Source organism: Sphingobacterium puteale (assembly GCF_050986225.1).
Taxonomy (GTDB): Bacteria; Bacteroidota; Bacteroidia; order Sphingobacteriales; family Sphingobacteriaceae; genus Sphingobacterium; species Sphingobacterium puteale.
This window is the reverse complement of the sequence record NZ_CP158959.1, coordinates 442,195-467,926: the sequence shown is the minus strand read 5'-3', so window position 1 is coordinate 467,926 and position 25,732 is coordinate 442,195. Positions and strand designations below refer to the sequence as shown.

General features: G+C 40.5%; 15 protein-coding genes. 6 read left to right on the top strand and 9 right to left on the bottom strand.

Features of this window, described 5'->3' with window-relative positions:
- The first annotated feature begins 18 nt into the window (after positions 1-18).
- The 5 genes from ABTV71_RS01845 (at position 19) to ABTV71_RS01825 (ending at position 8,713) form a co-directional block, all read left to right on the top strand.
- A complete protein-coding gene (locus tag ABTV71_RS01845; protein ID WP_433902104.1) occupies positions 19-3,471 on the top strand; it encodes a SusC/RagA family TonB-linked outer membrane protein in 3,453 nt (1,150 codons plus the stop codon).
- Entirely contained in the window at positions 3,471-4,922 is a 1,452-nt protein-coding gene (locus ABTV71_RS01840) for a RagB/SusD family nutrient uptake outer membrane protein (protein ID WP_433902103.1), read from the top strand. Before ABTV71_RS01845 ends, ABTV71_RS01840 begins: the two co-directional genes overlap by 1 nt.
- Before the next feature lie 6 nt (positions 4,923-4,928).
- Complete coding sequence (locus ABTV71_RS01835) at positions 4,929-5,723, top strand: DUF4843 domain-containing protein (protein ID WP_121124202.1); 795 nt, start codon at positions 4,929-4,931, stop codon at positions 5,721-5,723.
- Positions 5,724-5,744: 21 nt separating this feature from the next.
- A complete protein-coding gene (locus tag ABTV71_RS01830) occupies positions 5,745-7,280 on the top strand; it encodes a PKD-like family lipoprotein (RefSeq protein WP_433902102.1) in 1,536 nt (511 codons plus the stop codon).
- 86 nt (positions 7,281-7,366) lie between these two features.
- A complete protein-coding gene (locus ABTV71_RS01825; RefSeq protein WP_433902101.1) occupies positions 7,367-8,713 on the top strand; it encodes a hypothetical protein in 1,347 nt (448 codons plus the stop codon).
- A gap of 111 nt (positions 8,714-8,824) precedes the next feature.
- Here ABTV71_RS01825 and ABTV71_RS01820 read toward each other — a convergent pair whose 3' ends face one another.
- The 9 genes from ABTV71_RS01820 to ABTV71_RS01780 form a co-directional block, all read right to left on the bottom strand.
- A complete protein-coding gene (locus ABTV71_RS01820; RefSeq protein WP_433902100.1) occupies positions 8,825-11,296 on the bottom strand; it encodes a phosphocholine-specific phospholipase C in 2,472 nt (823 codons plus the stop codon).
- Between the two features lie 163 nt (positions 11,297-11,459).
- Positions 11,460-12,983, bottom strand: a complete 1,524-nt coding sequence (locus ABTV71_RS01815) for a SusD/RagB family nutrient-binding outer membrane lipoprotein (RefSeq protein ID WP_433902099.1) — start codon at positions 12,981-12,983, stop codon at positions 11,460-11,462.
- 20 nt (positions 12,984-13,003) lie between these two features.
- Complete coding sequence (locus ABTV71_RS01810; protein ID WP_433902098.1) at positions 13,004-16,369, bottom strand: SusC/RagA family TonB-linked outer membrane protein; 3,366 nt, start codon at positions 16,367-16,369, stop codon at positions 13,004-13,006.
- A gap of 3 nt (positions 16,370-16,372) precedes the next feature.
- Positions 16,373-17,329 carry a FecR family protein gene (locus tag ABTV71_RS01805; protein ID WP_121124189.1) on the bottom strand — a complete coding sequence of 319 codons (957 nt, stop codon included), beginning with the start codon at positions 17,327-17,329 and terminating at the stop codon, positions 16,373-16,375.
- A 56-nt stretch (positions 17,330-17,385) separates the two neighbouring features.
- Positions 17,386-17,940 (bottom strand): RNA polymerase sigma-70 factor, encoded by a 555-nt coding sequence (locus ABTV71_RS01800; protein ID WP_121124187.1) that lies wholly within the window; start codon positions 17,938-17,940, stop codon positions 17,386-17,388.
- A gap of 287 nt (positions 17,941-18,227) precedes the next feature.
- Entirely contained in the window at positions 18,228-19,820 is a 1,593-nt protein-coding gene (locus tag ABTV71_RS01795) for a DUF3843 family protein (protein ID WP_433902097.1), read from the bottom strand.
- Positions 19,821-20,029: 209 nt separating this feature from the next.
- A complete protein-coding gene (locus ABTV71_RS01790) occupies positions 20,030-20,830 on the bottom strand; it encodes a tyrosine-protein phosphatase (RefSeq protein WP_433902096.1) in 801 nt (266 codons plus the stop codon).
- Between the two features lie 177 nt (positions 20,831-21,007).
- On the bottom strand, positions 21,008-22,981 hold the full coding sequence (locus tag ABTV71_RS01785) for a DUF4836 family protein (RefSeq protein ID WP_433902095.1): 1,974 nt from the start codon (positions 22,979-22,981) through the stop codon (positions 21,008-21,010).
- Positions 22,982-22,986: 5 nt separating this feature from the next.
- On the bottom strand, positions 22,987-23,691 hold the full coding sequence (locus ABTV71_RS01780) for a hypothetical protein (RefSeq protein WP_433902094.1): 705 nt from the start codon (positions 23,689-23,691) through the stop codon (positions 22,987-22,989).
- Positions 23,692-24,064: 373 nt separating this feature from the next.
- On the opposite strand from ABTV71_RS01780, the gene ABTV71_RS01775 reads away from it, so the two are divergent.
- Positions 24,065-25,669, top strand: a complete 1,605-nt coding sequence (locus ABTV71_RS01775) for a DNA/RNA non-specific endonuclease (protein ID WP_433902093.1) — start codon at positions 24,065-24,067, stop codon at positions 25,667-25,669.
- Positions 25,670-25,732: the final 63 nt, after the last annotated feature.

Genomic DNA, 25,732 nt, shown 5'->3' with positions numbered 1-25,732 from the left:
AATTTACACCTACCTTTCATGAAAGAATTTAACAAAACAAGACCACGGGTACCTTGGGTACCCCTCCTATCCACAGCCCAAATTTTCACTGCCGCCTATTGGAGCAAGCAGCAGACAAGCGACCACCATAGTATTAAACACAAGCCGTTTGGGGGAAATAATACAAATTTTCGCCTGTTACCAGCGTTATTAACTGCCGGTCTTTTACATGTATACGGTTCACTAAGCGCTCAACAAATTTCCATCAATACCCAAAACGCCAGTATCCGGCAGGTCTTCCAGCAATTGGAAAAGCAATCGGGGTACAGCTTCTTCTATAAAGACGTCGATATGGAGAAGATTCGGACCAATAAAATTATACTCAAGGACACAAGCCTTAAAGAAGCGTTAAAAGCTATTCTCGAGCCAAATGGTCTAGATTATGAAATCGTCAACAAAACCATTGTTATTAAATCCATTCCGAAGAAAGCAACATCCAGTAATAACAATAACCGAACTGATCAGATCACAATTACAGGGCGTATCGTAGATGAAACTGGGCTTCCCGTAATAGGTGCTACAATACGGCTCAAAAGCGATTCACGAAAAGCCGTCCAATCCATGTCCAATGGAAATTTCTCTCTTCCATTGTCAGCGGATGGACAGCAGGCACTAGTTTCTATGCTTGGTTTTGAAGACAGTGAATTCACGGCAAAAAAAACATCTACAGGTCTGCTCATCAAACTGAAACGTATTGAACGTGTTGTCGACGAAGTAATTGTAACCGGTATGATGGAGCGCAAAAAGGAAAGTTTCACTGGGGCAACAGCAAGCTTCACTGGCGAAGAACTCAAAATGGTCAACAACCAAAATATAGTGGCCAGCTTGCGCGCACTTGACCCTTCCTTTATCCAAATTGAAAACAACAGTATAGGTTCCAATCCCAATGCGCTTCCTACAATCGAACTGCGGGGACAAACCAGTATTGCCACATCCTCACTTCGCGATGAATTTTCGTCCGACCCCAATCAGCCCTTATTTATTCTCGATGGCTTTGAATCCGATCTACGAACCATCATGAGTCTTGATATGAATATTATCAAGTCGGCCACCATCCTAAAAGATGCTGCTTCAACAGCGATATACGGTTCCAGAGCATCCAACGGTGTCGTCGTCATTGAAACCATTAAACCTGTTGCCGGAAAAGTACGGTTAAGTTATACCTCAGATCTGAATCTTGAGTTCCCTGACTTAAGCAGCTACAATATGATGAACGCCGCAGAAAAATTGGAGTTCGAACGCTTGTCTGGAAGATATACAGCAATTTCAAATAACTTTGAACAACAAATAGCCTTAGACAATATCTATAATATCCGTTTACAAAATGTCTTGCGAGGGGTAGATACATACTGGTTGGACAAACCTATTCAGACAGCCTATTCACAACGTCATTCATTAAGCGCCAGAGGAGGTGAGGGAGCTGTAGTCTTCGACCTTGGGGGCAACTACAGAACAACAAAAGGAGCCATGATCGGCTCTGGAAGGGAAGATTGGGGGGCCAATATTAATTTAAATTATCGGACGGGGAAACTAAATATTGCCAATAGAGCCTTTGCTTCAGGATATACAGGTAATGAATCACCTTATGGTAGCTTCTCTCTCTGGGTAAACACAAATCCGTATTATGAATTCAAATCAGCCGATGAAAAATATCTAGCCCGTACAGAATCCAATAGCCCGGGTGCTTTTTTATCAATAGCCAACCCGCTTTATAACGCTTCATTGTCCAGCTATAATAGGACCAAAAATTATACGATTAGCAACAACCTACAGCTGACCTATTCTATTAGTCCCGCTTTACGTATAACAGCCGGAGCACAGATCAGCAAAAGCACAACCAATTCAAATACCTTTGCCTCGCCATTGGATACCCAATTTGATGAAGTGACCAATGACCTCAAAGGGAAGCTTACCTATCGCGGAGCTGAATCATTTAGCTATACAGCCAATGCCATGTTGACCTATGCAAAGGTTTTTCAAAAACTGCATAGCCTAACAGCTAACTTACGTGGCGAAATCAATGAAAATAATAGTCGATCCAATGGGTACATTGCCGTGGGATTTCCTTCAGCGAGTAACGGAAATCCATCCTTCGCCTTTGGTTATCAAACTGGTTCAAAGCCGAGCGTAGCGACCAGAATCGCACGCCGAAACTCCATTGTCGCTTCCGTCAACTACTCCTATGACCAACGTTACAATGCGGATTTTAATTACAATATAGACGGTTCGACAAGTTTTGGGTCCAACAATCTCTATTCCCCCTACTACTCCATCGGTTTGAGCTGGAATGCACATAAAGAAAAGTTCCTCAAAAACAATACATGGATCAATAACTTAAGGATTCGCGGAAATATAGGGATTACGGGCAATCAAAGCTTCGGCAATGTCAGCCAGTCCATATTTGACTACGATCGCAATGTCAACCGCTTTGGTCAAGGTATTTTCCTTTCCGCTTTAGGCGCACCAGATCTCGAATGGCAACGCACACGGCAGACCAGCATCGGTGTGGACGGTACATTTTTCAAAAACAAACTGAACATACAATTCAATGCTTTTGACAAATACACAGATCCGCTCGTCGTCGCTGTCACATTACCTGCCTCCACAGGGCTTTCCAACTATCCTTTTAACGCGGGTACATTGGACGTCAAAGGAGTAGAAACAATCGTCAACTATTCGCCCATATATCGACCGAAAGATCAATTCGTGCTAACCTTTGGTCTCACAGGAGCCATCACAAAGCAACGGTATGACAATTTTAACGATAAGCTCAATGCTCTCAACGAAGAAATGCAAACCAGCCAGTCTCTTGTTCGTTTCAAAGATGGTTATAGCCCCCGCGATTTATGGGCTGTACGTTCTCTGGGCATAGATCCAGCAACTGGGCAAGAAGTCTTCTTATCAAAAGATGGCCAGCAAACCTTTAATTATAACACCAATGATATTGTCGTGGTCGGAAGTTCACAGCCTTTGGCAGAAGGAACCCTGCGCGGTACCTTGGGCTATAAAGGATTTACAGCAAGTGTCATTATCCGCTATAAGCTGAAAAGTGACTATCTCAATTCCGCACTGTATAATAAAGTAGAGAATATATCGATCAATAATGTCGAAAACAATCAGGATAAGCGGGCATTATACGAACGTTGGAAAAATCCAGGCGACATTGCACAATTTAAAGCAATAGCCATTACCGGTTCAACCCCTATTTCTTCCCGTTTTGTACAAGACGAAAACACATTTAGTGGTGAATCCATTAATCTCGGCTACGAATTTAGAGGCAAACACTGGCTGGATAAGGCCAAACTCTCCAATCTACGGCTCTCAGCCTATATGAATGATATATTTTATACCTCGACCGTCAAACGCGAACGTGGTATAGACTATCCCTTCACAAGATCAATATCCCTAAGTTTAAACGCAACACTGAAATAATGAAACAGCTAAAAAAAATACTCATCCCATTTTTCGTTTGTGCATACGCATTAACTGGCTGCAACAAATGGCTAGATGTAAAGCCCGAAGATAAGTTTATCGAAGATGAAGTCTTCCAGACCCCTCAAGGATTCATTGACGGACTCAATGGCATCTACCTCAAGTTGGGCGCCGACAACCTCTATGGCAGCGAACTAACGCTACAAGTGCCTGACCTCCTGGCACAATATTATTACATGTCCTCTACACATGACCTTGGAATACAAGCTCTCACAAATTTCAATTACGATGAAGCAGGACCAAAAAACCGCATCAGTGCAATCTGGACAAATCTTTATGTCAACATTACCAATATCAATAAATTTCTGGAAAACATCGAAACCTATGGTTCGGTGTTGGACGAGCAGTCCAAAGCCATTATGTCGGGCGAAGCGCACGCGCTCCGGGCCTATCTTTACTTTGACCTTGTCCGCATGTTTGCCCCAGCTTACACAGTAGCTCCAGAAGCCGCGACAATTCCTTATTACGAACATACAGGCTATGAATCGGCCCCATACTCAACCACCAAGGAAGTCATCTCCAATGTCCTTGACGATCTCCAACTTGCAGAACAATTACTGCAAACGTCAGATCCTGCACTTACAATGACAAAAGTAGATCAGACCACAGGTACTATTGACTATGGCAAAAAGCCATACCTGCAGGCGCGTAATTATCACCTCAATTACTATGCAGTTAAAGGACTACAGGCACGTGTACTATTATATGCAGACCAGAAAACAGAGGCATTAGCGGCAGCCGAAACTATTATTCAAAATAAAAGCAAATTTCCATGGGTACAAAGTACAGATATCAGCGATCCCAGTACAGTAAATCGTATTTACTCCACCGAAGTTCTTTTTGCTTTTGAAAACCGTAACTTGTATGGCATATACAACAACCTCTATAATCCCGCACTAGCGGACAATACCATTCTAACGGCCGGAACAAGCCCATCTTTCTTGAATGCTATCTTTGACAATTGGCCCAATGATTATCGATACAGTCTCAACTGGCAGGTAGCTGGCGGCAAATCATACAATGTCTTCCTTAAATATCAGGATCTCAGCAACACCAGTGCCCCAAATTACCGATATACAATAGCAGGGCTTAGGCTAAGTGAAATTTTTCTGATTGCCGCAGAATGTGAAACCGACCCAAACAAATCACTAGCGTACCTCAACGAAATTCGGACACACCGCAACTGTCAGGTATTAGCGGAATATGCAGACGCTACACTTGATATCATGAAAGAATACCGTCGTGAATTTTATGGAGAAGGCCAACTTTGGTATTATTACAAACGTACAAATACAGCCTCTATCTTGAGCGCTACGTCCAATGCACAGAAAACAATAACGACCACACAGTACACCTTTCCATTACCTTTGGTCGAAACTGAACCTAGATAAACCAACATGATGAAAAAACTAGCTTACCTTTTTATTGCAACATTAATCTATGCAACAGGTTGTAAAGAAGACACACTCGATCTTTATCAATCTCAGAATAGCATTTATTTTCCGGGAGAACGAGTCTCCAACGTATATCGTCCGATAGACAGCAGTTTCTTTTCTTATGGCTATATCTCTGAACTTATTCAGGATACACTATTACTGGTCCCCGTCACAACCACAGGCGCAAAAGCAGCCACCGATCGGAGGTATAATTTAGAAATACTGTCTAGCAGTACGATGGTAGAGGGAGAGGACTATGAAATTGAAAATGCGACTTTCCAGATTAAGGCACAACAGCTCCGGGATACAATACGAATTCGGCTCAAACGATCTAAATCGCTACAAACAGAAAAGCGAATCTTAAACCTAGCCTTACGAGCCAATGAAAATTTTGCGCTGCAAATGGAATCGCAGATGATTGGGACAGGAGACCAACAACAAATACGTTACTTCAATCGATTTTCTGTTATTGCGGACGATATCGTTGGTCCTCCTTGGTTCTGGGATGAATCTCGAAATAAATACGCCTATCTAACTGTCAACTATCTTGGTGCTTATAGTCAAAAAAAATTCCAGCTATTAATCGGTGTGCTGAACCTCGATATCAATGAGATTACCAAGGAAGTGATGCCTGGTAACAGCTTGCCTGCTTGGGGATATGGACTCCAGGCTTATCTCAATGATATGACAGCAAAAGGAACACCCATTTTAGAAGACGACGGTACAGCAATGAAAATGGGAAAAAATGTACAATAATAAACCTATGAAACTAGAAAAATGAAAAACATACGCTATCCCCTATTCCTCATTACATTGTGGATTGTAGTCCTTTCAAGCTGTAGAAAAGACCTAGGCAATTACAACTATACAAGTCTGGATACCATTGGTATCAGAGGTATTGAAAAAGCATATAGTGGTGCTACCGGGAAAAACCTAACCATTAGCCCCGTATTTATTACTTCGTTTAGCAAAGCTATTGATAGCACCAACTTTACCTTCGAGTGGTTTGCCTACAACTGGCAGGCGACAGTCAATGCAGATAAAAAGATCCCTTTGGCAACAACAAAAGATTTAAATATAAATTTACCCCTGCCAACAGGTTCTTATGTATTGTATTATCGTCTTGTTGACAAAAGCACAGGTGAACGTTGGCAACATACCTGTAATCTTACCATGACATCCGAACTGGGAAATGGCTGGCTAATTCTTAATGAAATCGATGGAGGAAGCCGGCTTGATATGCTCAACTATAAAGCTGATACACTGCCATTTGATCGCTATACTGATCTTTTATCTACTACCAGTGATCTTAAATTGGAGGGGAAACCAATTCAGGTATATTATACGCCCAACAAAGACATATTTAGCAACAATGATAATAATCGCGTCTACATCAGCACGGATCTTGCCACCTATAGTATCAACAACCATACACGTAACTGGAGCGATTACCGCAATCTCAAAACGGAAGTACTTCGTTCTACTGGAGCGAAGTATCACGCCAACCGCATTGTAGGCATGGGAAGTAGCTCTACGCCACAAACTTACGTTGTGGATAGTGAAGGTATCTTAATGTTCGAGTACAAACAACAAGCCATTTTATATGGTCCGCCGATTAATAGGCTAAATTCGGGGAGTAATATAAATATGGCTCCCTTTTTGGCTTGTTATGACGGAAACCGTGATGCTTACACTGTTTACTACGACAAAGATAGTCGACGTTTTGTGCTGCATATGGGAACAAATAGAGTCTCTGTAATACCAACGTCGACAGATGCCACTATCGTCAACCCAGCCAATATGGGACAGGATTTATTGTATCTTGAATGCGCATTGACCAGTACCAAACAGTTCTACGCTTTGCTCAAAAACCCAACGACCCAAAAGTTAATGCTCTATCGCTTTGTACCTTCAAGTTCCAAATTTACACCATTGGGTTATGACGAAGTGGAGAATCTCAATCAGATTGATCAGGCGGATTTTTATGCGATCGACCCCACCTACGGCTACCTGATATACGCTGTCGGAAGTAAAGTCTATCAATACGACCCTTTCAACAAAGTTCACAAACAGCTGCTTGACCTTGGAAATAGAAAAATCAGCCTGATTAAATACCAACGTTTTATACAAAATAGAACTAGTGCCCGCTATAAAAATTATGCGGCAAAGCTAATGGTGTGCAGTTACGACGAAACAATCCCCAATACTTCGGGTAAAATGGAATTCTATCAAATACCATTATCTGGTACTGCATCATTATCCTCTTCTTTTGACGGATTTGGAAAAATTGCTTCGGTAACTTACCGCGAATAGCTCCTGCAGTACTTCCTTTACTGGAGCCTTGGCTTTAAATGCCAAGCTCCAATGAAGGTAATCGATAAAAAATCAAACAGCTACTTATGAAAAACTATACCAGCAAAATATTTAAAGTTATTTTCCTGATAGGTATCGGTCCATCGATCCAAGCGCAATCCCTGCTGCACAAAAATGATCTTATGAAAATGGAAACGTATTTCGACGCACGCCTTGCAAACGTTGCCGCCGAAGATTCACTAGTCCCCACCTCCATAAACACCAAAATAAAAGCTACTGATATTACAGCGCTACAACAGGAAATATGGGCTGTATGGAATTCCGTGAACAGTCGACGCGAGACACTTCCTTTGCCAACACAAGCAGTTCGTGGTCTACAGGACTATAAACTACACCAATGGGAATTGGTCAATGAAAATCCTTTACCCTATTATTACATCCAGAAAGGCTCGATAGGTCACACAAAATTACCACTATTTCTCAACCTCCATGGTTCTGGCCCAAAAGAAATGGAACTCAAAGCAACGCTAGCTTGGTCGCTGCGTTACCGCGATTCACCATCACGTTATTTTATTCCACAGATTCCCAATGAGCGAAGATATCGGTGGTGGTTGAAGCCTGTTCAGCTAGCTTGGGAAAAGCTACTTCGTCTTGCCATGCTTGACCAGCAAATTGATCCGAATGCGCTGTATGTCATGGGGATTTCCGAAGGAGGCTACGGAAGCCAGCGATTAGCAGCTTTTTACGCCGATTACTTCGCCGGAGCCGGGCCAATGGCCGGGGGAGAACCCTTAAAAAATGCCCCGCCTGAAAATTTCAAACATTTGGCCTTTTCATTTCAAACGGGTGCCAACGATACCGGATTTGGAAGGAACAAACTCACCCTTTCCGCTAAAAACGCGCTCGACAGCTTGGAACATCTATTCCCAGGAGATTTTGTACACAATATTGTCCTGCAGGAAGGGAGAGGACATGGGATAGATTATACACTCACATCACCATGGTTAGTTCAATATAAACGTAAACCAAATCCACGATACGTCAATTGGATCTGGTTTCCGATGGATGGAAGATATAGAAAAGGTTTCTACAATATCGCTATCGAACAATCCCCGGTATCCCTCAAAGACAATCCCCAATACGACCGTGTCAGGTTTGATATTGACATGGATAAAGCGACAAATACCATTACAATAAAAACTAAATTATTAAACCCAGATATGACTGCGCAGCAAGCTTTGAAAAAAGGAAAAATCGCAATTTTTGTCAATAATGAACTTATCGACCTATCCAAAAAAGTCACAATTATATATAATGACAAAAATATAGGGCAGCAAAAGATTGTACCTACCGTTTCTGCTTTGGTAGAAAGTGTCGCATTGTTCGCAGACCCCAATCGCATCTACCCTGCGAAAATACAGCTTGCTTTATAAGGGAGTGCAAGGAATAGTATATTAAAAAGATCCCGATTCCAATAAAACCGGGATCTTTTTTTGTTTATATAGCAAGTAGCCCCCTTATTCTCAGCTTTGCTTATATGATTATTATCCCAATTGTGGATCAGTCTTCGAGTGATTTCCTGTCTCCACACGACCGGCAAATTGGCGAACAAATCTACTTCCCACAATCTGTAAAGTAACATCATACCAACCGCTAATCTTCTGAGAGTCTACAACCCACTTGTTGGTTTTACCGGCACCCAATACAATATCTTTCCTCCAGGAACTGTAGGCATTATCTTTCACCTGCACATGAAGCACTTTGTCTCCTTTATTGCTCGCTTCCAAGATCAGGTTTCCCGTGGGAACACCTTTTTTCCCGATCTCATAAGTTGCGACCACGGACAAAGATTCCCTATCCCCTTTAAAGCTACGCATAAATCCATTCGGCCCGTATACGGTTAAATCATAATATCCATCTTTAAAGTCAGCTCGATTCCAGTCAAAACTCAATTCTTCACCTGCAATCACCGCAAAAGGCCAGAAACTGACACCATCTTTATAGCTCGGTCCACTATACACATTAAAAGGACTGCTTAGGGATTTCGTTCCGAATAGCTTATTCCCAGCGGACATCGTCAGCTTTACGCTGTCCTTATCAATAGTTTCACTTGCATATAACTCATAGGCCAGCGCATTGGAGTTTTTTTGACCTTTTTCTTGTCTCGCCAACTGTGCGGCCTTTCCGGCAGATCGCAAAGCTTGCATCTCATCTTGGCTCCATACATGGAAATTATTAGGCAAAGGTTTAGATTTGGCTTGATCAATCGCATAAATCTGTTGGTTACGGTTCAAGAACGGCAAATCCACATGAACACCCCCTTCTGCTTTCCGAAATACCGAAGTCAGATCTCCCGTAATGGCACGGCGCCACGAACTGATGTTGTGTTCTTTCACATCCTTACCAAGCTTCTTGTCGAAGAAATACTCCATAAATTGAATGGTCGAAGTGATGTCGCACACCTCCGAATTAACCCAGCCACCTTTGCTCCATGGAGATGCAATGATCAACGGCACCCGATAGCCCAGACCAACCGGCCCCTCTGTAGCGTGTTCCTTTTTCTCACCGCTGGCAAGTTCCTGCTCCAAACTTACATATTCACCACTATAATCCAATCCGGCGGAGGTCTTTCCTGACCGTGCATCTGCCGGATTAGGTGCTACAAACGGTGGAATATGATCGAAGTAACCATCATTCTCATCGTAGTTCAATATAAAGATCGTCTTCTTCCACACATCAGGGTTTTCCGTCAGAATATTCAGGATTTCGGACACATACCATGCTCCATACATCGGAGCACTCGGATGGTCTGAAAAACACTGCGGCGCTACAAGCCAAGATACAGCAGGCAGTTTGCCCAACTTGACATCTTTCCGGAATTGATGGAGTACATCCCCTTTTGGAACAGTAATCTCTTCACCATCATGTAGGACAGAAGCTGTCTCACGATAGAACGCATCGTCTTCATTGGTCTGAAAAGCACGTTCATGCAATGCTTTTTGCTCTTTGGGAAGTCGTTCAAAAGCCTGTTCAGTCAATCGCTCTAGCCGCGTTTTATAACTGCTGAGCTGTTCCTGTTTTTGCTTAAGTTTATTTTGGGTCTTCTGTACACTTTCGGCTCCATGATTTACCAAGGATTTTTCAAGTTCCTGAATCTCCACAGGCAGTTCGATAACACGCTTACGCATAAATTCCAGGTGGCTTTTCTTGAATTCAATATGGTATTGTGAAAACCACTCCAAGTTATTGTCTGTAAAGTTACCTAACCATTCATCGCCATGAAGGCCACTTTCCATACTAACTTCATTCTGGTATACTTTCCAAGAAATACCTGCTTCCTCCAGACGTTCAGGAAAAGTTTTCCAATGGGCCCAGCGGTTAAAATAAATATCTGAATTACGAATCAATGGTTTGGCGCCTTTTTCAGGCACACAAGTCCCCGTCCAAAAAAAATGTCGATTGGTAGTTGTGCCCGTAATCGAAGAACAAAAATGTTGATCACAGATCGTAAACGCATCAGCCATCGCATAATAGAAAGGGATATCTTCACGTGTATAGTACCCCATAGTCAATGGAATATCACTCAGCACCTTTCCACTGGGACGTTTGGCTTCGATCCAATTATCGTGTTTACCCCCGTTGCGAGCTGCCATTTGATTTTCCCATGAGTGGGGAAGATTTCCTGTCCAGGCTGCATTCGAATTCTTAATATCCAATCGAAATGGAGAATATGTTTTTCCCGATCTGGAAGCCTGCAACCATACCGGATTTCCACTAGGCAACTCGATGGCTCTTGGATCATTAAATCCCCGAACCCCTCTCAGTGTACCAAAACTATGGTCAAAGGAGCGATTCTCCTGCATTAACAAAACAATATGCTCGGCATCTAAAAAAGAACTCCCCGCAACTGGTTCAATCGCTAAAGCGCGTTGTATCGCATCCGGTACAGCACTTTGTAAACCAAAAACCCCAGCCAGCAATGAAGCTTTCTTGATAAAATCTCTTCTACTATCCATAAAATTATTTATTATATCTCCTATAAATTCGATGGTTTATCAGCGAATATATTCATTCGCCATCGCTTTTTATGTAACGTTTTTAACAAAAATCCCCGCACACGATTGATATGGTGCGCGGGGATAGTCTTCACGATAAAAAATCAACAGATCAAAGTATTACCTATTTTAAGATCCACATCAGTTGATTGATTTCATCATTACCATCATACTGACGTTTCATCGCCTCGTCCAGGTTTGACGCATTGTAGTTATACTCCAGAGCCGGGTAACGCCAGCGTACAGGTATCTTTTGTGGCGCTACGGAGTTCAAACTCGATGCCGGATTAATTTTCCATTTTGGATAACCTGTTCGTCTATAATCGTAATATGGTGTCATCACTCCCTGCAAATAACTTGCTAAATATTTCTGTGTTATAATCGCCTCCAGTTGCCCTTCAGGAGAAACGGGAAATTGGTTTCCATAAGTTGTCACTGCTAGATTAATATAGCCCTCATCTAAAGGCATATTATGTGTAAATTGAGCTGTATTAGGTGTATTATCCGAAATAAATTTCATTGAAGCAGCAATGCCTTTCTTATACCAATTGACAGGAGATTCCGCAACCCAGCCTCGTGCAGCAGCCTCTGCAACAACAAAACATAAATGGGCATAACTATATTGTTGTGTAGGTTCACCACTCACCAACTCGGTATAACGATCATTTAATTTGGAATAATCATTCTTCTTTTTCAGTTCAGCAATCTCACTGAAAGAGAGGGAAGGATCTGTCCCCACATACGCATTAAAATCATTAGACTGTTTCCCATTAGCGATTTGTAAGGCAGAAGGATTCGCATAGTAAAACAACCTTCTATCCTGATATTGTTTTAACCGGTCTATGATCTCCGTCGACACAATAGGATAGATTACAAAACTATTACTCACCTTATAGAATGGATAGGTCTGATCAGCCTTGTCTTCGTGCGTTACTTGAAAATTATCCGCATTCCCTTCAAAAATCGGCTTATTTATGAAGATGGATTTAAAACGCTCTTTGACATTCAGCTCCCCATCAGCGTCCTTTTTGCTTAATTGAATCAATACATTCAAAGCAAAACTATTCACTAATTTTCGCCATTTTATAATATCACCGGAGAAAATGGGATCCCCGTCAAACTTTACACCTTCAGCAAATAATTTGTCAGCTAGCTCCAATTCATTTAAGATCCCAAGAAATACCTCTTTCTGTGTATCGTATTTGGGGAAATAGATCTTTTCCGTTTCACCTTTTAAGGCATCTTTGTAGGGAATATCTCCAACACTCATCGTTGCGTCATAGAATTTCATGGCACGGGCAAAATACATTAAGCCATTATAGGAGTTTGCTAATGCATCACTGGTTGCAAATTTCGCCATAAAATGTGCGTCATTAATTGCCATCATCGAGATATCCCGCTCACCTAAACTATTATATTGATAACTTTCCGTCAACTCAGTCCATGCAATCTCCTTAGTAAGCATGTATGGCTGCATGAAGCCTTTGGTATTCGACTGACGCGCCAAATTTAAAACAATTCGTGTCGCCAACATCGATGGTCGTACCGTTGAAGGCGTTTCAGGATTTGTATTTATTTCATCAAATTTAGAACAGCCTGTTGTAAGCAATACCCCTCCCAGCGCTAGATATGTCCATATTTTTTTCATTTTCACAAGTGTTTAAAAGGTTAAAAGGTAAGGTTCACGTTAAATCCGATATAACGCATCGATGGCGAATTCAAGTCTTCCGATCCGGTATCGGGATCCGAGAAACGAAATTCTTTTGTCCACAGCAGCAGATTCTGCCCAGTTAAACCAACACTCGCCTTTTTTGCCTTCAATTTAGAAGCAAATTTATCCGATACACGATAGCTTAAAGAAAGTTCCCGTAACTTAATGAATGTTTCATCCCAGTAGTTCCAACGACCAGAATAAGCCCTTTTATAGTATCCTTCATACGATACAACCTGATCATTTTTTTCAAACACACGCGTATCTTCAGTGATCTGACCATATTTATCATATTTCACGGTACCCGAAACAATTTTCACACCCGGAGCGATAAACGTCTTATTACCATTAACAACTTCCTCATAACGGAATTTGGTATCAGAATCCGGATGCGAGCCGGTCTGCCATAAACGGGCATTCATTGTTGAATAAGACATTCCTTTTATGCGGCCGTCGAGACTAAAGCCGAAAGTAAAATCCTTATAGCGGAATTGATTCGAAAATCCCCAAAACCATTTTGGAGCGGTATAACCGACCAGCTGATTCGCATATTGCGCCGAGATCGGCATTCCCGAACTATTCAAAACTAACTGTCCATCAGGTGCGCGCTCCCAATCTTTATATTCAATATAGTCAGCACGAAGTCCCTGTTTTACAAACAAAGCATCTTTCGAATATTCTGGGTCTAATTTGTGAAAATAACGTAAGTTCTGAGAAAGATTTATGGTAGCATCCCATTGAAAGTTCACTCTTTTGATCGCGGTTGTTCCCAAGGTAATTTCATGCCCCTTGGTCATTTCCTCTTCTTTTGTATTAATCAGACGCTCTTCAAAACCTGTTGTTTTTGAGATCTTTGCTTTAACAATCTGATTATGCAACAATCGATAATAACGCGTATAATTACCGTAAATCCGATTTTTCAACATAGCAAAATCAAACCCAAATTCTGTTAAATCACGTTGGGTCGGAGAAATTGAATAGTCTTTGATAATATTGGGGTAAGATGCCGTGGGCATACCATTCCAGACATTGCCTTTCACTGTAAAAGCCGAATGAACTTCATAAGGGTCCAAGACAGATTTAGTTACTGCCCAGGATGCCCGCACCTTAAACATATCTAGCCACATTGGTTTTGAAGCCAATAAATCTGTCACCACCGCGCTTGCAGATAATGATGGATAAAAATAAGAGCGATTTTCTTTTGTCAATGTTGAAACCCAATCATTTCGTCCGGTTGCTTCCAGAAAAAGCGCATTTCGCCATGAAAGTGACAACCGCCCATAAATACCATTACGCATTTGACGCGGGCGGATTTCTACGGAACTCACTGGACCGATCGAATTACGCAAGGAGTAAAATCCGGGAATCGAAAGTCCGTTCATTGTACCCGTAACCAGTGTCTGATCCGAGCTATAGAAAATAGACCCTCCCAACAAGCCGTCTAGACCAAAATCGCCAAAACTCTTCTTACCAGTTAAGATTGCGTCATTCGTTGTGCTAAAGCCATTATCATTCGCCTTGACATATTTCCCCTTGCTATCAAATCCGCCAAAAACAGACAGGTCGTTCCTAAAATCACTAAATCCTCCACGAGTTCCATAAATACCAATTGGATTGCGTTGCGTTCTGTTTTTACCATAATAATCATAGCCCGAACGCAACATAAATTTTGCCCAGTCATTTATTTTGTAATTCAAGGTCACCGCAGCATTTACCTTATTGATCAATTCTGGCGTGATTTTCTCATGGGCAATCAAATATGGATTATCATACCAACCTTTATACATCCAATTTTGCGACTGGTCTTTAACAAGCCAATAATCCTTGTAATCTCTCAGATCGTATTCCGGACCGGTCCAGACAAGGATGTTATAAATATATCCCTGATCATTATAACCTGATCCAAAATTGGTTGAGGAAGAACTCCGATTATACCCCAATCTAGCCTCCAAATCTAATTTATCATTTATTTTAGTAGTCCCGGTCACCGAAATATTGGTCAGATTCAGCTTCTGATTCGGATACTGTCCCTTGTTGTAAATATGATTAATTGACGTCCGTATACTACCATGTTCCCCTTGGTTTGTAAAGCTTACCGTGTTATTGGAAATAAACCCCGGTTCTAGGAAATTTTTAAAATTATTTTTCCCACGGGAAGTCAATTGCTGTACTTCATAGGCTTTTGTAATCGGATTCCACTGCTCCGCGGTACGGCCTATATCCAGTTTATCCCCCCAAACATAATCATCGTTGTTAAACTTCCCAGATTCGCCAGAAGAATAACTATGTTGAACCTCGGGAAGAGCAAGGTAACCTGAAAAGAACATATTATTGGTATTAACCGTTATTTCGGTTCCTTTGTCAGCTAGTCCTTTTTTCGTGGTAATCATAATTGCTCCACCTTCTCCTTTACTACCATAAAGTGCTGTAGCAGTTGCTCCCTTCAAGATATTCATATCTTGTATATTATCCACAGGAACATCTCTCAAATCCATATTTTCGTACGCCACACCGTCGATTACTAGAATTGGCGTCAGTCCGCGTACTTGTATTTCGGGTGTTTTATTAAATTCCGTGCTATTTAACACCCGTACGCCCGAAACACGTCCGGTTAAGGTAGTTCCAACATCGACCCCTTTTACACGTGTTAGATCCTCTCCTTTTACACTTTGCGTTGCATATCCCAAAGCCCTTTGCTCACGCTTGATCCCCAACGCTGTTACCACAACTTCTTCCAGTGCTTCCGAGGACTTAACCAATTTTACTGTACCTGCCTGTGCAACTGGAATATCTACCGTTTCATACCCCAGATAGGAAATTTGAAGCACGGCACTTTCGGTCGCAGGCGACAACTTGAACAAACCATTTTGGTCGGTTGTCGAAGCTAGGTTCGACCCCTTGATCCGTACAGTAACTCCAGCAATAGGCAAACCCGTCTCCTGATCTACAACCTTGCCACGCACCTCCTTTTGGGCATTTATTGTCCGCCCATTTTCGTTCCTTGAAACCGCTATATTTTTCTTGGAAACGACATACAGTTTATCATCAATTTTCTTCACCTCGAGATTTCCATCTGAGATCGTCTGTATAAACTGGACAATCTGATCTTTTTTGAGGTGATCGACATTCGCCGTCGCATTGATTTTTTGATCGGAGATGGAGGCATCGTAACCAAATTTGACGTTGAATTTCTGTTCCATTCGGGCAAGAATCTTTCCTATGCCTTCACTGGCAGAAAATTGGGAAGCCATACTTTGAAGCGCCAGAGACTGAAATAGCAATGCTCCGCCCATAAGTTTTAGATAGTAATTGGTTCTTTTCATAAATTACTTTTTGTGGATAATTATTTGATTAAACGCTGTATTGAGAATTTTCAATGATTTTTCTAGATCACTTGCGGGCAGATAGCCAGTAAAACTTTTTGTTTGAAAGGAATCGATCAATTCTAAGTTATAATCCGGATAAAGATTGTTCAGGTCATTCACAATTTGCAAAAGTGGAACTTGATTGAATGATAAAAAGTCACTTTTCCAATTGGATGCTGTTATGGTATCAACAGCAGTGACATTAAATTGCTTATGATGTACATCATAAGCTACTTGCTGCCCAGGAAGAAGAACAGCATGTTGTTCACCATGGTTAACCTTAACTTTACCATGATTTAAAACTAGATGTGTCTGTAGAGGAGAACATTTCAAATTGAATGCGGTACCCAAAACCCGCACATCAAAATCGCCTGAATTGACAATAACAAATGCCTTATTGGGATTTTTGGAGACTTCAAAAAATGCCTCTCCTGACAATTTCACCTTTCGTAAGCTGTCAACAGCGAAATCGGATAGTACTGAAATATTAGCTCCCTGACGCAGGGAGATATGCGTGCCGTCCAACAAAATAATACGCTTGACAAATTTTGTTGGGTTCGAATATTGAATCGCAGTAAACTTAGCTTCCCGCTGTATCGGTTTAAATACAAGAGAAAAAAGAAAAACAAAACCTGCAAGTAACAATGTTGCTGCGATCGCAAGTACCGCCCTTTTGCGGCTCCAAATTGATTGAATTTTAGGATTTAATTCAGCTCCCGTGATCGAATAAAAAATATCATCCGAGATAGAATTATCCAAATCACAGGTACGAGCATCCAATGCAATTACCTCCTCCAAATCGGGTAAATCATCTTTATCGCAAGAAGTCAGTAAATCTAAAAATATGGTGTTTTCCTGCGGAGTCAACTCCCCCAGGAAATATTTTTTGTATAGTGCAACTAGTTTAGGATCCATCATCTTCGTGATCTTTTAAATACATATACGTATCTAAAGAACGATAAGACGACGCTACACTAAAAAATAGTTAAGAAGATCAACAGGGCTATTGAAATCTCAAAATTATCCAGAATATATTGGCGTACAAACTTATTTCCCTTGACCAGCTGATCACGGACGGTATTGACAGATATGCCTAAACGATCCGCAATCTCCTGATTATCCAAAAACTCTTCCTTGCTTAACAAGAATATTTCAAGACGTGCTTTAGGAAGTTTTTGAATTGCTTCCCGATAGACACGTTCTAAGTCTTTAAAACGGATAGATTCTTCATTCGAATTATCCACCAAGGTGGTGGCATCAATCCCTGCAAGGTTAAATTGAAACCGCACTTTTTGCTTCCTAAGTTCATCAAATACGAGATTTTTAACGACGGTATATAAGTAAGACTGGGGATTTCTTGTTTCATCCAATTCCTTCCATTTATTCCAAATACGAGAAAATGCCTCCTGAACCAAATCGGCGGCAGTATCCTTTTCTTTCACATGTAATAAGGCGTATTTATAAACCTTATCTTTGTAAGACAAAAAGAATTTTTTAAAATCTGGGATATTGTTATTTTCAGTAGGCATCCTTCATCACTTATAATTGATGCTACAAGTTTAGGGAGAAATTTTCAAAATATTTGAATGAAAATGCACCATCGCTCAAAGCACGGTTTCACCTTCGGTAGCCATAACGTTTTAAATACAATCCGTTTACATACAATTAACCCTTGTAGTTCAGATTCCAGAAATTTTCATAAAGGTATTGTTGTAAGGTCAGGAAGTCGATTCTTGTAATAAGATTAAATTCATTAAAAAATCCCATTGGGATCTCCAATGGGATTAAAAAATGTATACGCACTGAATAGACAAGGTTATTTTATGAGCGGGAATGGCCCCAAAAAGTAACTTCCTCTTTTATAGAAACGAAGGAAAAAATCCAGTATAGGCTCTTCCAACGGGAAGAAGAATTGTTTGTCTACCTCCGTTTTGAATAAGTTGGCGTAGTACTTTGACAATTCACCCGGAAAAAAGTCTTCGACCAAAAGATTCAAGAAATAACGGGCAAACGGAACGTCTGCTCGGGTTCCCTCCTCTTTCTTTTCAATAAATGGATTATGTTCCAATGGAAAGAAATCTTCTATTCCACCAAATACCTCTAATCCTGTCTTTGGGTTGAAGAAAACCGTCACTTTCGCATCTGCTGTCAGATCCAAATTCGATTCCGGAAGTGCTGATTCCTCTTTGCCTGGATATTTTTGCAGATATGTTTGAAAGAATTTGCTTGCAAACTCTTTCACTTCTCGCCCCTCCATAAAAGCTACAGCGGCCTTTTGCTCAGACTGGAATAATTTACCCATATCTTTCAATTGCTTCTCTGTTTTTTTCAAGCTTTTGTCCTTACCGGCCATCGCTTCAATGCGGTAGGTCATCTCATATTGTTCCGGCAGATCGAAATTTACTTCCTCCGGATTGACCACCGTCATAATTCCGGACAGATTCCAGGCATCTTTCCAAGGAACAATTTCCATGTAAAAAGATAATGTCGTAGAAGGCTCTGCAAATTCCCGGATTGAATCTTTATAAATCTTGAATACCGTTTTTGTATTGATATGTTTTACATGGACAAACTGTTCATCCGTTTTTACATAGTCAAAAAAGCTATGGATGCGGTTCCCCAGCGTCTTGACGGAACTATAAAGGGCATGTTCCTTACCAACCACTTCCGCAACATATTCAGATGATTTAAGGGCAAATAAGTGCAGTCTATAATTATTGAAATGATTATCACGGACCCGATAGATCATTTGCTGCAACTGTGCCTGATCGTGCTGATATCTTCCCAATTCTGCAACCTGCATCAGATGGTTAAGATTGGTATTATACTCTCCTGCTGTCAGATAGTTTGTTGCGACAAGTTTTTCGATAAAATTACGAACCTCAAAATAATCCGCATTTTCATCCAATGTATATTCTGATTTTAACTTTGGATTCTCAGGGGCCACTTCATAATGTTCCTCCAGAATAGCATAGGTAAGATCCGTTACCAACTGTATCAAACGGCCATGAGGATCAATAAACAGATGCGGGTTGCGCTCACTAAAAAATAACCAGGCTAATACAGCAACATCTTCACTATTGATATCCTCAGGATAGTAATCCAACAGATCGTTGTCCTTGTAGAAGGGTAGAAACTCATTGTACAATTCTTTATGAATGGTTCTAAAAGCCGCAAATATCCCTGTGTTGGCAATAACATCCTCCAAATAACAGGTCAGGTAAATACTTAATGTTTTTAAGGCATCAGTCTGAATTAGGTCATTCGTTTCCGGTTCTTCAAACCATAATGTCGATAAATTATCGTTGATCTGATTGGCAACTTTTAAGTAATAACTATCTATATCGTTTGCTTTTTGGTAAGTATGATGTGCAATCCAATCTTGAATAAAAATTCTGTTTCCTCTCATATGAAAAATGCTAAATCCAAAAGTAGCCAAATTTTCGAAATTTCCATGATTACAAAACACATGCATAAACGAAAATAATTTCGACAAATCCATCTGACCGGTAAAGAATAAAAGAACTCCCGATAAATTCGTCCCATCGACATGAATGAGCGTTTAGCAGAAACAAAAAAAGATGCCTTATGAGCATCTCTGTATCGTATTTTTTTCCTTTATCCTGCGGCGGTGACATTATCATTGCTTCCCAAATGATCCTGAAGCGTCGGATTTAAGATATTACATGTTTTTAATAAGTCGCGTACGGGATATTTCGCTACAATCTCCTCCAGCGCAGTCAAATGACGGTTATGATGTACATCCGTCCCAACGAAATCGTACATACCCGATTTAATCATCGTTAAAGCTGCAGATTTCACTTCAACACCATAGTATCTGCTGACCGACAGCAGGTTTAATTGCAACATACAACCAGCATCTTTGATCTGCTTGTACATATTAAAATTATAATGGTAATAATTATAACGTTCTGGATGTGCCAATATAGGCTGATAACCAAGCTTTTGAATGTCCAGAATAGTTTGAAATAACGCTTTGGATTCCTGCAGGTAAGACATTTCAATGAGCACATAGCCCCCAGGCATTACACAAAGCTCGTTGGTATCGATCAACCTTGCAATTCCGTCATCTATCATATGCTCAGCTGCAGGATAAATCTCAGGAATATTAGGCAGGTGTTTTATACCATTCACCAACTTGTCTTTGGCATCCTCGATTGTTTGGATTGAATTCGGATGCACCCCATCCATAATATGCGGTGTACAAATATATTTTTCAAATCCCATTCTTCCCAAGCCTTTCAACAAATCAATTGATTGTTCAACGGACTGACTTCCGTCATCTATTCCCGGGAGAATATGGTTGTGCATATCCACTTCTAAAAAGGCGAGTGTCCCAACAACCTTTATTTTTGAATCTTGAGTTTTGTTACCAAACAGTTTTGAAAATATCCCCATATCAAGTACAAATCGTTTTTTTATCCTATTATTTGCAAATAACAAACCACAAAAATACCATTATTGGTCTAAACATCGTGTAACATTATATCAACATTATAAAAATATAACCTTAATATTACAAACTTTGCATCAAACAATTCTACAATTAAATTGTTTGATGCTCAGTAAATCTTCCTATTTGTCAATCTCCAGTAGAATCTGGTCAATCATATAACTAATTGCCCCCTCCTTTGTCTGTGGAAGCTTTGAAGACATCTCTGCCTCCATACGGTTACCGACGATTCCTTTCGAGGTGATTGCCGTACTGCCATATTGATTCAGTTGTGCAACAGTTTTGTCCCATTGTCTTCCGGGACTGATGCTCATCTCCTGAAGCATAGCGGGCAACTTTTGCAGGTCAAAAGCTGCTGACATTTTATTTTGTTTCATCAATTTAATAAAATCTTTATTCGCAGGGGCTGCCATCTTATTTTGGCGGATATCAAATAGCGATAAAGAATCATTACTTACCATCACCAAATCATCTTTCAACAGCACATACATCGGGAAATCCATTGCTTTTTTTGAAGAAAATGCATAGATACCATCCTGTGTTTTACCTAAGGTTTTGGCAATCGCTAGATCCAGTCCTTTTTTTATCAGACGTTGATCCTTCGAAGTAAACATCCAGATAAATACCGGTAAGGTTTCATCCTTTGTTTTCTTTACTTCCGTGGCATTATAATCATCGTCATAGGTATAATCAATATATTCTTTTCTAAATTTACGCAAACCATTGACCACAAAAAGATGATCTCCGGGCATTACCTGTGCAATGGCTTTCTCATCTAGTGCAACTTCAAGCGCCATCAGCCCCCACTCAACTAAATCTTGCTGAGGCCCCAATAACCCGCCATAGTATTTGGCCATATAACCAGGCATATCCCGTAAATAAGCTTCTGAATTAATATTAAAATTGAAGAACCCAAGCGTTTTATCGGTCAAATATTTACTGAATTTTCCATTTGGCTTTCTGGCATAAAACCGTTTTGACATTTCAGCAAGATCTTTATCTAAGCCTATCGAACCCTTTAATTTCACTATATTTCCTTCTTGCGATAAATCGAGCACTCCATCCTGATATCCTGTTCTAAATTTATCCATATTGATGCCCATATAGAGATATGGAATCGATTTATAAGGCATAAGGCCACGGTAAAGTTCTTCAACATGCGGTACGTACAGGCGGATCAATCCCAGGTTTTTCAGCACCTTATTCTGATCCGAAACAGAGAGCGGTTTATAGGAAGCAGACAGCAAACGCGTAGCTTCTCCTGTCAACCATTTATCACGAAGCGCATTGCGTATGGAATCATTTTTTCGATTTTGATCCGCATAGGCTGTATAAAGCGAATCGTAATAACTTGGATCATGCAGTTCCGCCGGAGCGACATCCATTGGCACTGGCACAGCTTCCTCCACACTCGCCACGACCGTATCTGGCACACTCTCCACAATAATCGGCGAGCTCGGTAGTTCTATTTTCTTTTCCCCTTCTTCCCATTCTACTGCCACTGCTGCCGAATCCGCAACTGCCGCCGCAGAATCTATCTCTGAAGAATATGCATCAGCCGCAGGGGCCATATAGGATACTTTTTTTATTCCATAGCGGTTTGCAACGGAGTCGTTGTCGAAGAAGGTACTACTCATCGTCGACGAAATAAAGCGTGCCAGTCGGTCATTATAAACCAACATACTCCCCGGTTTCAGTGCTATCGTTGAATAACCATTGGCAAAGGGTTTAGACTCACCCGCATCATGTAATAATTTTTCAAACTGACCTTTATTGGACAGCGGAAATATAAACTCGATAAAACTCACGCTATCTGTCTTTCTGCTATAGAAATAAGACGTCTGCGTAAGGTCAATACCTAGGTTTTTGATATCATTCCCAACTGAAGCACCCGACTTTTCAATCTTTTTGAAGAGGCCGGCTTTCTGAAGCAATTCGTTCAATTTGCTTGCATTTGCTTTCTGCACAATCTCCTTTACATTAAAGGCCGCGATCATTTCAGCTTCTTCGGGAATGAGCTTAATTAAATCTTGCGATTTCACGCTCCCCATTAGGGACAGACATACCAGTCCGGTCAATAAAATTTTTGATTTCATATAGGTTATTTTGTTAATGTGATTTTATTTGCCAAGGTAGATTTACCATAGACCAGATCAGTAAATAATAACTTTAATAGTACTCCCCTCTTGTTTCCGGCTACTTTTGCTTTACTATTTTCCTGTGACGCAAGCGGTTTTTCAAACCGAATGATCTGGGTATAAAAAGCATCTGCAAATTGCGCCGTGTTATCGCTTCCCAACTGATTGAATTTAGCCTTCCAGGTGTTAGAGGCTACAAATTTACGTTCAAATATATTGGTCTGCACATTATAATAATATCGATTTGAGTTTGAGATCTTCGTTTTAAACCGATTTGCCAATATATCAGAAAAAGCATTTAACGATTCGATCTGACTAAAATCACAAGAAATATTTACAATAAAGTTTGTGAAATCTGTTCGATACTGTACATTAGAGATACCCTTCGTCTGTTTAAGCATCTGAACCGCAGCCCGGATCTCCTTTTCCATTTCAGCTTGCGTTGGTATCTGTATCCCTTTAATACTTTTCATCTTCATCAGGGATGAGACTTTTGTTTTACTTTTACTTAGATTCAATGTTGCTGCGATATGCCCCGAACCGTTAGGCTTAAGGTCAATCTGTTCGACAAAGTCAAAACAACCGGACAATGTAAAAACCGTTACCAATGCACATAAAGCCATACAAAGTCTGTTCACTAGTCCTTTTAATTCAAATACTCCCTTCATTTCTTATCCGTACAGATTAATAATTTATCAAATCAATATATGTTCGGGCATTAACAGCAAACATTGTGCTATTTTCTTTTCTTTAGGAAAATTTCAATAAAAACTCCTTAAAATATACCCTCCAAACTACAATAATACACTAACCATCATTGTTCGTAAAACCTGCACAAAATCAATTAAGGACTAAAATGTCACAGCTTGAAGTCGTTGAGAATACCATTTGAAGCCAATCAAAAAAAATAATTACATCTAAGAATCAAACACATACTTTTGCGAAACATTTATTGAAGCAAAAATGCAGGTTAGTGCTCTTTTTGTTTAGTTTTTCTAGTTACTTTTGCCGTCTCATTATTTACAAACACTAACGATCGAAATGATTTACAAGCTAATGGCTATTCCACAGCATACCATGTGTCGGATAGTTTACCTGATGACCGCATTACTTACCTTCAACGCATGTCAAAAAAATAATTCCCGAATTGAACATACTGCGCTACAATTTACACCTACCATCGTGGGGCAAATAAACACGAATGCGATAGAAAGCCCCTGGAATAAGAATGATCAAATTGGCGTTTATATGATCAGAAACGGACAGCCATTAAGTTCAAGTTCTATTATGAATGAAATTAATAATCACCTATTTACCATTAATGGCAAAGTATTTCAAAGCAAAACTCCCAGTTATTTACCCAATGAACCAGTAGATTTCATTGCCTATTATCCTTACAGACCCATTAGCGATTTTAAATATCCTCTTGATGTAAGTGATCAAACGAACCTATCGGCATTGGACTTCATGTATGCAAGCAATACAAAAAACATCAGCAAAACGAACAATACCGTCCCGCTTAATTTTGTAAGACAGTTAAGCAAGATTTCTATTCACCTTTCCATAACAAATACGGCCGCTTTGGAAGCCGGACCGATCACAGTAAGTATTCCATCAGTACATACAACAGCAGGATTTGATCTCTCAACAGGCAAATTGAATATCAATACGAATGAAAAAAAAGATATTCAAGCAAACGTAATGGCGAGCAGCACGCAAACCGCTACAATAGAATTCATACTTCTTCCCGGAGAGAACATCACCCAAAAGACAATTAAATTTATAGCTCCGAATGGCGATCGTTATACCTGGACAACACCGCAAAATGAACAGCTAAAAAAACTGATCGGCGGGAATCTTTATCGTTTTAATATCAGCATTAACAATGGTAAACTAAGTGGTGAAACCGGCAACTCTCAAGCTTATCTTGAAATCCCCAAAATGAACGATCTGAGTAATGATGAGGTCTTTGTACAGCACTTTCTTCCCGACGCAAAAACCGAAAGAAACTATGCGATGTTGTACAATAAAACACTTAAAATGGCTTACTGGGTTGCTTATCCGTTATACCGTGATATTTTAGGCTCTGGCAATCGCACCGATGCATGGGCATATGACCCCGCCGTATCAACAGCATTTCAACCAACGCTATTTAAAGGATTTCAGCCCTCAGGTTATGACCGCGGCCATCAACTTCCCAGCGCGGATCGAAACCTGAATATAACGCAGAATAAAACAACATTTTACTTCACCAATATGACAGCACAAGCATCCCGTCTCAATCAGGGACTCTGGGCAAATCTGGAAACAAAGGTGAGAACCTGGACCGCACAGTGTGACACCATGTATGTTGTAACAGGAGCAATGCCTACAAGTGAGATGGACAACCTACTTGACTTTGCCACGGACAATGACGGGAAAGACATTGCAAAGCCAAAGTACTATTTCAAAGCATTGGCCATGAAAAAAGGGAACGAATACTATACCATTGGCTATAAGATCGACAATATTACCCCGCCATCAGGAAGTACTTTTGACAGTTACAGATTAACGGTAAGCGAACTGGAAAAAGCAACAGGCTTTACTTTCTTTCCCGATTTAGACAACGCAAAAAAAGGGAGTATAGATAGCCGTATCTGGAAATAATTCATCGTTTAATTATACTATTTCATTCAGATTAAAACAGCCGTTTGGCCTGGATAAAACAAA